Source organism: Prosthecobacter sp., from assembly GCF_029946185.1.
In the GTDB taxonomy this organism is placed as follows: Bacteria; Verrucomicrobiota; Verrucomicrobiia; order Verrucomicrobiales; family Verrucomicrobiaceae; genus Prosthecobacter.
This window is the reverse complement of sequence record NZ_JAQSEA010000126.1, coordinates 37079-47119: the sequence shown is the minus strand read 5'-3', so window position 1 is coordinate 47119 and position 10041 is coordinate 37079. Positions and strand designations below refer to the sequence as shown.

The 10041-nt window shown below is 60.0% G+C and carries 8 protein-coding genes and 1 pseudogene; 1 reads left to right on the top strand and 8 read right to left on the bottom strand.

Features of this window, described 5'->3' with window-relative positions; all coding sequences use genetic code 11:
* The 4 genes and pseudogenes from PSV43_RS10560 to PSV43_RS10545 all read right to left on the bottom strand — a co-directional run.
* Window positions 1-2270 (bottom strand): annotated as a pseudogene (locus PSV43_RS10560) (hypothetical protein); the annotation flags it as partial.
* A gap of 290 nt (window positions 2271-2560) precedes the next feature.
* Complete coding sequence (locus PSV43_RS10555; protein ID WP_300196533.1) at window positions 2561-3163, bottom strand: flavin reductase family protein; 603 nt, start codon at window positions 3161-3163, stop codon at window positions 2561-2563.
* A 26-nt stretch (window positions 3164-3189) separates the two neighbouring features.
* A complete protein-coding gene (locus PSV43_RS10550) occupies window positions 3190-4512 on the bottom strand; it encodes a (Fe-S)-binding protein (protein WP_300196531.1) in 1323 nt (440 codons plus the stop codon).
* Window position 4513: 1 nt separating this feature from the next.
* On the bottom strand, window positions 4514-5917 hold the full coding sequence (locus PSV43_RS10545; protein ID WP_345784660.1) for an FAD-linked oxidase C-terminal domain-containing protein: 1404 nt from the start codon (window positions 5915-5917) through the stop codon (window positions 4514-4516).
* Window positions 5918-5970: 53 nt separating this feature from the next.
* Between PSV43_RS10545 and PSV43_RS10540 the strand changes: the two genes are divergently transcribed.
* Window positions 5971-6915, top strand: coding sequence for a type I phosphomannose isomerase catalytic subunit (locus PSV43_RS10540; RefSeq protein ID WP_300196527.1), 945 nt, complete (start codon window positions 5971-5973; stop codon window positions 6913-6915).
* A gap of 93 nt (window positions 6916-7008) precedes the next feature.
* Here the strand turns inward: PSV43_RS10540 and PSV43_RS10535 are convergent, their stop codons facing one another.
* From PSV43_RS10535 to PSV43_RS10520, 4 genes are all read right to left on the bottom strand, one after another.
* Window positions 7009-7368, bottom strand: coding sequence for a hypothetical protein (locus tag PSV43_RS10535; RefSeq protein WP_300196525.1), 360 nt, complete (start codon window positions 7366-7368; stop codon window positions 7009-7011).
* Window positions 7365-8651, bottom strand: coding sequence for a histidinol dehydrogenase (hisD, locus tag PSV43_RS10530; RefSeq protein WP_300196523.1), 1287 nt, complete (start codon window positions 8649-8651; stop codon window positions 7365-7367). The genes PSV43_RS10535 and hisD overlap by 4 nt, the downstream gene beginning before the upstream one ends.
* A 117-nt stretch (window positions 8652-8768) precedes the next feature.
* The gene (locus PSV43_RS10525) at window positions 8769-8972 is read right to left on the bottom strand and encodes a hypothetical protein (RefSeq protein WP_300196521.1); all 204 of its coding nucleotides are present in this window, start codon (window positions 8970-8972) and stop codon (window positions 8769-8771) included.
* Between the two features lie 20 nt (window positions 8973-8992).
* A complete protein-coding gene (locus PSV43_RS10520) occupies window positions 8993-9943 on the bottom strand; it encodes a hypothetical protein (protein WP_300196519.1) in 951 nt (316 codons plus the stop codon).
* Window positions 9944-10041 lie beyond the last annotated feature (98 nt).

The following is a 10041-nucleotide window of genomic DNA, read 5'->3' as shown; positions in this document are numbered from 1 at the left end:
CCCGTGCCCGTACTCGTGGCCATTAATGTCAGTATGCCACTGCCTTCCTTGGTGAGAATGCCGGAGGTAGCAGTGATGGCACCATGCACTTCAAAGTCGCCGCTGCCGGAAAAGGTGTAGCTGGTGGCACTGATCTGAGCGGCAATGCCACCCGCAAAAATGAGCGTGCCGCTGTCGGAGCTAAACCGCGTGGTGGACTGAAAGCGTACCGTGGGCGTGATGGTGTTGATGCCACTGAGATTGCGGATGGCCCCGTCGAGGGCGATGCCGTGGCCGTTAGCCTGGATCATTTCGTTCAAGGCAATACCGCCGGAAAGGTTCAAAGACGCACCTGCCATGATTTTGGTGATGCCGGTCGAGCCTGATGTGCCGAGCGCGCTGCTGTTGCTCACTTCCAGCACGCCGCTATCCACCGTGACCGTGCCGCTGAAAAAGTTTGCAGCCGTCAGCACCGTACGCCCGACACCATTGATGTTGAGGCTGACACTTCCGTTCCCGTTGTCGATGATGGCGGAGTTGATCGTGAGTGCGTTTGTGGTGGACATGTTGGTCAGCATCAACTGCCCGACGGCATTGTCCGCACCGCCAGCCGTCAGGTAGCTACCGTCTCCGGACGAACCAACTGCCAGCGCCTGCGCGCCCTGAATGACCTGCACGCCGCCGCTGTCGGCAAGCCGCAGGGTTTTGCCTGCCAGATCAAGCTGGCGTGCGCTGGCGGTGCCAGTCATCGAGAGCGTGGCCAGATCCGTGACTCCGGCGGCGAACAGTACATCTCCGCTGGACTCGTCTGAAATTTGCAGATTGGCAGCAGCCGTGTAACCCAGCAGCGCGGTGACTTCAGCGCCTGCCTGATAGGCGAGATCCCCGGTGTAAACGCCGACAACTCCACCGGTCATGCCGGCCCAGCCGCCGACAAGACCGTTCGCACTGCGGTAGGTGGCCCAGGTTCCCACCAAGCCCTGGACGGCACCGCCGACGCTGCCGGTGATCTGGCCAGTCACGGGCGCGGTGATGGCCACCACCCCGCTGCCCGTGCGGGAGATGTCTCCCAGGTCCATGCTCATGCTGCCGCCAAAGCCCGACACAAGCTTGATCGCAGTCGCGCTCTGCTGCACGCGCAGGCTGCCAAACGTCTGGCTGTTGGCCTTGCCTGCGGCACCGATGAGCTGCAGCTCCGTGCGGGTGGTGAGGCCGCCCAGCAATTGCAGCTCACCCGCCGTTGTGCCATGATACAGCATGTCATGGTCTGCCGCCGTCGCAGCGGTAAAATCGAGAATGTTCACCCCGCCTTCGGTGCCCGCGTTTTCGGTGGTGCTGACATAGCTGAGCACACGCCCCAGGATGGTGGCGCCGGTGTAGGTGCTGGGAGCCGCGTACGTAAGGGTCAGCGGAAGAAGTGTGTTGACGGGGGCGTAGGCGGTACGGCTGAAGCTCCAACTGCCCCCGGTCTCGCCAATGCCGCCGCTGATGGTGGTGTTGACCGTGTTGATATGCGTATGGAAGCGGGCGTCACCACTTAGAGTGATGGCCCCGCTGAACGTGGTGTTGGAGGGGTCCACGCGGACGGCACCGTAATTGGCGGCTCCTACGCCGGCAATGGTGAGAGCCGTGGTGTAAACACCTGCGCCCGTGGGATTAAAAATGGAGAGGGCCTTCACATCAATGCTGCCGAGACTGCTGATGTAGGTGGGGAGGCCAACGCTGAGGTAAATGCCACTGGTGGCCCCCGTTGCGCTGCTGAGTGTCAGCGTGCCGGTGAGATCCGGATTCACCGAACTGATGCGCACAAAGGCCGTAGTGGAGCCACCCGACTTTTGAAAGGTGAGATCGCTGCCTTTAAGCAAGGACGTAAAGGTGATCCACTGGCCACCCGTGCTGCCACCCGATGCCGCATTGGCAATGCTCACGAGCCCCCCGGAACCGAAATTGAGCGTGCCGCCGGTAAACGCGTGAGCGGTGGTTCCGAGCGGTGTCCCCAGCGAGTCGAAGATCATTCCGGCCAGTTTGATCTCACCATTCAGGGTGATCGTGCCGCCCGAGGTACTGTTGGTGTAGCCAAACTCGGCCACGCCCAGCCCGCTGTTGTCCCAGGCGCTGTACGCACCCTCTTTATACCACCTCAAATTGGTACTGACACCGGCATCCGTGCTCCAGACACCGTTGCCATTTTGAAGACCTGTCGTGGTGAGATCGCCATCCCATTGATAGGTTTGCGCTCCGGCCCAAGACGTCATTAACAACAGGCTCAGGAGTACTGGAGGTCGTTTCATATGAGAGGATGTGTTTGCCCTCCCCGCCACATGACCGTGGACTTCCATGACCAGCATGGGGCTGTTCTTTGACTCAAGTTTCGGGGGGGGACCTAACTACTTAGCATCCGCCATGCCCATCACGTTCATCCGGCAACACCTCGGCACAATAGTACCACTTTATGCTCCTGCTGTTTTGATTGTGGCTGAATGAACCACCTTCCTCTCATTGCACGCTAAGGACGATTAAATTCCCCTTCCAAATTCAGTCCCTAAAATCACCTTTCACTGACGCCTGCGTGCGAAAAAAGTCACTTCGGCCGCTTCATTTCAAACATGTCCTGCGTGCGACAGTACCAGCTCGGGCTCTGCATGCGGCCGATGGGGTGGTAGTTGCCGGGGTTTACGAGCCAGGTTTCGGGATCCAGAATGCCATCACGCACATGCACGCGCAGGACTTCGCCGATGATGAGGCGGTTGTCGCCGATCTCGATGATGCTGTGGCTGCGGCATTCGAAGCTGACAGGAGATTCGGCGATGCGTGGTGGTTTGACGACTGTGCTTGGCACGGCGGTGAGCCCAGCATGGAGCAGTTCGTCTTCACCGGGTGATAGTGTGGCGGCGCAGAGATTCATTTTTTCAGCGAGCGCTTCATCAACGAGATTCACCACAAACTCATGCGTGAGGCGGATGTTGCGCGCAGTATCCTTCGGCACACCCGCTGAGCGATCTCCAGGACAAAGGCCGACGATGGGTGGGGAATCTCCCAGTACGTTGAAGAAGCTGAACGGGGCTGCATTCACGCGGCCTTCGAGATCGACAGTGGTGGTGAGTGCAATCGGGCGCGGGGTGACGAGTCCGGCGAGGATCATGTAGGCGTCTTCGCGAAGCGGGCCGGTGAGGTCGAGTTCCATGAGAGGGGCAAAGGGTCAAAGAATCGTCAAGAGTGGGTCAAGGCGGGCGACTCGGCGCGGTACGCCTGCGCCAGCAAGGTCACGGGCTGCGTAACTTCGTGACAAGGATGATCACCACATGCTCGCAAACCGTTGGCAATTTGAAGATGGCAGCCGGGATTGCTGGTGGCGACGACGGGTGCTCCGGCCTGACGCAGGTTGGCGACTTTGCGGTCCAGAAGCTTCTGGCTCTGCTCAGGCTGCGTGATGTTGTAGATACCGGCACTGCCGCAGCACCAGTTTGACTCGGGGAGTTCCTTGAACACGAGTCCGGGAATGCTGTTGAGGATTTGGCGTGGCTGCGAGACGACTTTCTGGCCGTGGCAAAGATGGCAGCTTTCGTGGTAGGTGACTTCACTCACTCCGGCACCTGCGGTGGGTTTGCGGAAGCGGATTTGCACCAGCCATTCGTGGATGTCCTTCACCTTTTTGTCCCACATCTGCGCCTTGGCCGCGTAGAACGGATCCTCGTGCAGCAGGTGGCCGTAGGTCTTCAAATGCGAGCCGCAGCCACCAGCGTTGGTGATGATGGCATCGAGTTCGTCGAGATCAAAGCTGTCGATCTGCCTGCGAGCAAGTTCACGCGCGAGTTCGAGTTCGCCATTGTGCGCGTGCAGCGAGCCGCAGCAGCTCTGGGAGCGCGGCGTGATGACCTCGCAGCCGTTGGCGAGCAGGACGTCGGCGGTGTCGCGATTGATGTTGGAGAAAGCGAGATCCTGGATGCAACCGGTGAGCAAACCGACGCGGTATTTCCGGCCCGCTTGGGGCGACTCCTCCGGCCAGATAATGTCATCAGAGAACTGCGGCGAAATCTGCGGTGTCTGCGGCTCCAAGGCCGCCAGCGAGCGCGGCATGAGGCCGAAGAAGTGCACCTTGCGCATCAGCTTTTCGAGTCCGGTGCTTTGATACACGCGCAGCCCACGACCGATCAAACGTAGCAGCCATGGGCGCATGAAGATGACGTTCAACGAGAGCCAGCGCCAGAAGCCTCGCTGCATGCCGTCATTCACCTGCGCCTGCTCGACTTCGGCACGCGCCGTTTCAAACAGCTCGGCGTAGTTCACACCCGCCGGACAAGCCGTCTGGCAGGCGAGGCAGCCGAGGCAGTAGTACATTTCATCGGAGAGTGCCTTGGTGACTTCGAGTTCGCCATCGGCCACCGCCCGCATGAGCGAGATGCGGCCACGTGGGCTGTTTCGCTCCATCTTCGTCTCCACGTAAGTGGGACAAGTGGGCAGGCACATGCCGCAGTGCATGCACTGCTGCAAAACGGAGTAATCGAGGGATTTGAGGAGATTGGCAGATGGCATGTTAGTTCCTCGGATCAAAAATCTTCCCGGGGTTCAGCAGGCCCTGGGGATCAAGGGCTTGTTTAATGCTGCGCATGAGTTCGTAGCTGCCTTCGCCGAGCTGGCGTTTGAGGAAGGCTTTTTTGGCCAGGCCGACGCCGTGCTCGCCGGTGACGGTACCGCCAAGTCGGATGGTTTCATCGACAATTTCTTCGAGCGCGATTTCGATGCGGTGCATCTCTTCGAGATCACGTTCGTTGGTGAGGAAGGTCGGGTGCAGGTTGCCATCGCCAAGATGACCGAAGGTGCCGATCTGCAGCTTGTGCTTCTTCGCGACGCTGTCGATGAAGGCGACCATGGTGGCAAGTTCGCTGCGTGGCACGGTCACGTCTTCGAGAATCGTGGTAGGGCGCACGCGGGCGAGCGCGGAGAAGGCATTGCGCCGCGCAGCGGCGAGTCTGGCTCCTTCAGCTTCATCCGCAGCGGCGACGACAGCGCGTGCGCCGTTGGCTGTGGCGAGCGCCATCATTTGCGCGGCTTCTTCTTCGACGACGACGGGATGACCGTCTGTCTCCATAAGCACGAGGGCCTCCACATCGGTAGGCAGGCCGATCTTGGCGTAATCTTCGACGCATTGCACCGTGACGCGGTCGAGGAACTCCAGAGTACAGGGGATGATCTTCGCGGCGATGATGGCGGAGATCGTTTTCGCGGCGGCGTCCATGGAATCGTAGAGCGCGAGCATCGTCTTGCGTGCTGTGGGGCGCGGCAGTACTTTCAAGATGACTTCGGTGATGATGCCGAGCGTGCCTTCGCTGCCGATGAAGAGGTCCTTCATGGAGTAACCCGCCACGTCTTTGACGCACTTGTTGCCGAGGAAGGTCAGCGTGCCGTCTGGCAGCACCACTTCGATGCCCATGACGTAATCGCGCGTGACACCGTACTTGAGTCCACGCAGGCCGCCGGAGTTTTCGGCCACGTTGCCACCGATGGTGGAGATTTTCATCGAACCGGGGTCCGGCGGGTAAAACAGCCCCACCTTCGCTGCGGCATCGTCGATCTCCTTGGTGATGACGCCGCTTTGCGCACGCAGCGTGAGGTTTTTTTCATCCACTTCGATGAGCTTGTCCATCTTCACGAGGCAGATAACAAGGCAGCCTGATAGAGGAACGCTACCACCACTCAGACCGGTGCCTGAGCCACGGGTGACGACGGCGACGTTGTTTTTGCGGGCGAGTTTGACGCATTCGGACACTTCTTCGGCGGTCAGCGGGAAAACGACTGCGCCGGGACGCTGCTTGAGGGCGGCGGTGCCATCAAAACTGTAGGGCACGATGTCCTCGGCTGAGGTGAGAACTCTGTCAGGAGGTAATATTTCCTTCAGAGACTGGATAAAGCTGGCGTCAATTGGGTTCACGGAGGGCATTCTGGCGAGATCGTGGTAGAGCGTCAACGCAGGCTGTGGTTGATTCTCATCACATGAAATTCAATCGCCTCATTCGTTTCACGCCTATTTATCAAAGCCGCGTTTGGGGTGGCCGACGCATGGAGACTCTGCTGGGTGCCACGCTGCCGGATACAACGACGCCCTTTGGCGAAGCTTGGGCGGTGTCAGACCGTCCAGAGGCCCCGAGTGCGACGGCGGAAGGCGTGTCTCTGCATGAGCTATGGACGAACCACCGCGAAGAGGTGTTTGGCACAGCGCTGCTGGCTTCCACCAGCCCCACCTTCCCGCTGCTGATGAAGATTCTCGATGCCTGCGATGATCTCTCCATCCAGGTACATCCGCCAGCGAGCATGGCCACCGAATTGAAAGGCGAGCCCAAGACCGAGATGTGGTTCATCGCCCATGCCGATCCGGGCGCAAAAATTTATGCTGGCCTAAAACTGGGGACCACGCGGGCGAATTTTGAAGCCTCACTGCAAAACGGCACCGTAGCCGAGGTGGTACATGTGATCCAGGCACACACGGGCGACTGCCTGTTCATTCCGAGCGGTCGCGTGCATGCCATCGGCGCGGGGCTGCTGATCTATGAGATCCAGCAGAACAGCGACACGACGTATCGCGTTTTTGATTGGAACCGTGTCGGGCTGGATGGCAAGCCGCGCGCACTTCATTTGCAGGAGTCCATGCAGAGCATCGACTTCACCGATTTCGAGCCGAGCATGCAGCAGATCGCGGCGGATGGCACGCTGGTGACCTGTGAGTACTTTGACGTCAAATTGTGCAGCGGCTCCAAGCAGGCCGGAGCGGTGGGGGAAAGTATGACGCTGGCCGTGGTGAGTGGTGAGATCAGCGTTGGCGGCACAGTGCTGAAGGCTGGCGACTTTGCGCTGATGCCGGTCGCAATGGAGGCTGCTGCGCGGGAAGTGACGCCTGCGGATGCGAAAAGCCAGTGGCTGGAGATTCGGGTGCCGGTGTGAGGCATCGCGCTTGGCACAAAGTACTCCAGAGCTTTAGCTCGCTCTGGAAAAGGCCCCGCAACTCTCAAAACCTGGAACGAGCTACCGCGTAGCCTAATGCTGCGCAGGTGCGGCCTTCTCGTCCTCAGTAGCGGGCGGCTCGGCAGGCTTCGTTTCGACCGCAGGAACTGCCACTTTCTTAGTCTCAGTGACTGGTGTCTCAACCCTCTTGATCTCCGTCAAGGGCTTGTCCACCAGCTTAATCTCGGGATCTTTCGGGGTGCTGGGCACAGCGATGAACTTGGCTTTCTCGGGTTCCATCTTGGGCAGCTTGCCTTGAGGGACGGGAGGCAGCTTCTTCTCCGGAGCAGGCTTGGGAGCCGCAGCAGTAGCTTGGGCTTTGGGCTGGGGCTTGGCCTCCTCTTTGCCACAGGCAACAAGCAGCAGGGCGATGAGACAGAGACAGTGTTTCATGAGCAGCGAATGGATACCGAACGGGCGTGCGCATCAAGCCCCTCAACGGCACTGATGGCGCTGACGATGGGGTCCGACTTCGCGCAGCTTTCGCGATCCAAACGAATGATGCTGGTGCGGCGCTGGAACATGTCTGCCGTAATGCCCGGGAACGATTTGCCGGAACCGCCGGTGGGCAGCGTGTGGCTGGGGCCCGCGAGGAAATCGCCCACCGCGACAGGCGAGTGATTGCCAAGGAAGATCGCGCCTGCCGTGCGAATGAGCGGCAGGATGGCGTCTTCACGCGTGGTGATGAGCGTGAGATGCTCGGGCGCGAAATCGTTGGCGAGGCGTGCGCCTTCTTCCAAACTGGGGACCAACATGAGGAAGACGCCTTTTTCCAGTACCGGTGTTAGCTGGGCCTGACGACTGAGCGTTTTGGACTGTTCCTCTACCTGTACGACCACCGCAGCGAGCAGCGCTTCATCATCAGTGAGGAATCCCGCCATGCTGTCTTTGCCGTGTTCGGCCTGCGCGAGGATGTCCGCAGCGATGAAGGCGGGGTTGCCGGACTTGTCGGCAAGAATGAGTACTTCGCTGGGGCCGGGCAGCAGATCGATGGAGACAACGCCGAAGGACTGGCGCTTGGCTTCGACGACGTAGCTGTTCCCAGGACCGAAAATTTTAACGACGGGACGAATTGTCTCTGTGCCAAAGGCGAGTGCGGCGATGGCCTGCGAGCCGCCGATTTTGTACACCTCGGTGGCACCGGCGAGCTTCAGCGCAGCAAGCAGCCCCGGATTGACCGTGCCGTCGCGCCCGCAGGGGGTACAAACGACGATCTCCGGCACCCCCGCAGCGGCGGCGATGGCAACGGTCATGAGCGAGGTGGAGACGAGCGGCGCGGTTCCTCCCGGCACGTAGCAGCCGACGCGCTGGAAGGGGTGGAAGACTTCGCCGACCGTGGCCCCCTGCTCATTGGTGAACTCCCAGCCCTGACGCATGCTGCGTTGCGCAAAGGCCGTTACATTGCGGTGGGAAGATTCGAGGGCGCTCTTAAGCGGGGCATCTGCGGCGTCCCATGCAGCGTCGAGCTCGGCCTGCGGGATGCGCATCAGCTCATCGGTGAGTTTGGCCCCGTCGAATTTCTCGGTGAGTTCGAGCACGGCGGCATCGCCCCGCTCACGCACGGCCTTGATGACGCCCGCCACGACTTCACGCACGGCATCGCTGGCCTCGGCACGGCGGTTGAGAGTGGCAGCAGCGGCGGCATAGTCGGAGTCGGTGTGGCGGATGATCTTCATCGGAAGGAGTTACGTGGCAAGACAGGGGAAAGAGTCAAGAGGTGGTCAAGGAATCAAGACCTGCGCCAAAGCCAAATCGCACTGGGTCCCGCCTCAACGCGTCCGGTTCGGAGACAGTCAGTCCGCATTGCCCGCATCATCGAAATCACCGCTCTCCAAGCCATGAAACTCCTCAGACCGCCCATCGCCATACAATTCATTCGGCTCACGGCATGGGGCACTGCCACGACTGACCCGCGAAGTCCGATACCGTCGCCCAAAGAGATACGCTGCGAGAGCAATGCCCATCATAAGAACGATGATGACGATCAAGAGCATCATCAATTCGTTACAAAGTAAAGTTACGGCACAACCTCACCCGAGCCGGTGTACACCCACTTCTCGACGCGGCCGTTTTTGATGCGAGCCTGGGCTTCGGTTTCGAATTTGCCGAACATGGTCTGGGTTTCGTACTTCACGTTCACGGTCCAGTATTCGGTGCCGTCGATTTTTTCCTTCGTCACGTCGCTCCAGGACTTGATACTGTCGGGCTTGATCTCGGTGACTTCGCCAGACTTCATGCTGGCAAGAAGGAGCGGGTAGGAGCCATCGGCATCTTTGGCGGGCTTGTCATTGCTGCTGCCACCACCGGAGGAGGCGGCCGGCGCGTTTTGGGCGCGTTCAGCGGCAGCCAGACGGTATTCGTGGGCTTTGCGGGCATTGTCTGTCTGGACGACCTTCACCTGCTCATAAGCAGCGGTGAACACGTCCTTAAAGTCCGTGTCGTCCATGGCGACGAGGCCGCGCATGGGAGAACCTGCTGAGGCTCCCACCACAAGGTTGGACCCGTCCTGGCCCATGACGAAGATTTTAGCACCCGACTTGAAGGTGGTGGCAGCGGTGGCCTTGCCCATCTGCATCTTGAGTTCGAGGTCTTTCTTCATGGTCACCTGCTTGGGCGTATTAAAGAACCCTTTCGGCACCACAGCCCAGTTCTGGGTGAGTTCGTCCACCGGTGGGAATACGGGAGCGACGAAGGCATTTGGATCCACCGGCGGTGGTTCAGGAGCTTTGGGCATCTCCGGCTTTGGCTCCTCGGGCTTCATCTCCGGCTTCGGCGCGGGCGCCTCCATGACGATCTTCGGCACTTTTTTAACCGGCTTCGGCGCGGGGGCGACGACGATCTCCTTCGGCTCCTCCTTTTTGGGAACGTGTTTGGTGAACTTCATGGCATCAGCAAAAGGCGGATACACATACTCGTAGGAGACGTAACCGACGGCGAGGGCCAGGGCGATGACAAGGAGAGGTTTCATGGCAGTGGGGGAGTCTAGGAGAGAGGGCGGAGATAATCAACCGCCCTCATGCACCATTCTGGAAACGGGCCAGCCGGGCTTTTCTTGGGCTTGATCTC

What these genes read in the sequence shown, in the direction of transcription:
- PSV43_RS10550 (WP_300196531.1), bottom strand. Translation starts at nt 4,512, where the DNA reads ATGCCATCTGCCAATCTCCTCAAATCCCTCGATTACTCCGTTTTGCAG.
- PSV43_RS10555 (WP_300196533.1), bottom strand. Translation starts at nt 3,163, where the DNA reads ATGGAACTCGACCTCACCGGCCCGCTTCGCGAAGACGCCTACATGATC.
- PSV43_RS10545 (WP_345784660.1), bottom strand. Translation starts at nt 5,917, where the DNA reads ATGCCCTCCGTGAACCCAATTGACGCCAGCTTTATCCAGTCTCTGAAG.
- PSV43_RS10520 (WP_300196519.1), bottom strand. Translation starts at nt 9,943, where the DNA reads ATGAAACCTCTCCTTGTCATCGCCCTGGCCCTCGCCGTCGGTTACGTC.
- hisD (WP_300196523.1), bottom strand. Translation starts at nt 8,651, where the DNA reads ATGAAGATCATCCGCCACACCGACTCCGACTATGCCGCCGCTGCTGCC.
- PSV43_RS10535 (WP_300196525.1), bottom strand. Translation starts at nt 7,368, where the DNA reads ATGAAACACTGTCTCTGTCTCATCGCCCTGCTGCTTGTTGCCTGTGGC.
- PSV43_RS10540 (WP_300196527.1), top strand. Translation starts at nt 5,971, where the DNA reads ATGAAATTCAATCGCCTCATTCGTTTCACGCCTATTTATCAAAGCCGC.
- PSV43_RS10525 (WP_300196521.1), bottom strand. Translation starts at nt 8,972, where the DNA reads ATGATGCTCTTGATCGTCATCATCGTTCTTATGATGGGCATTGCTCTC.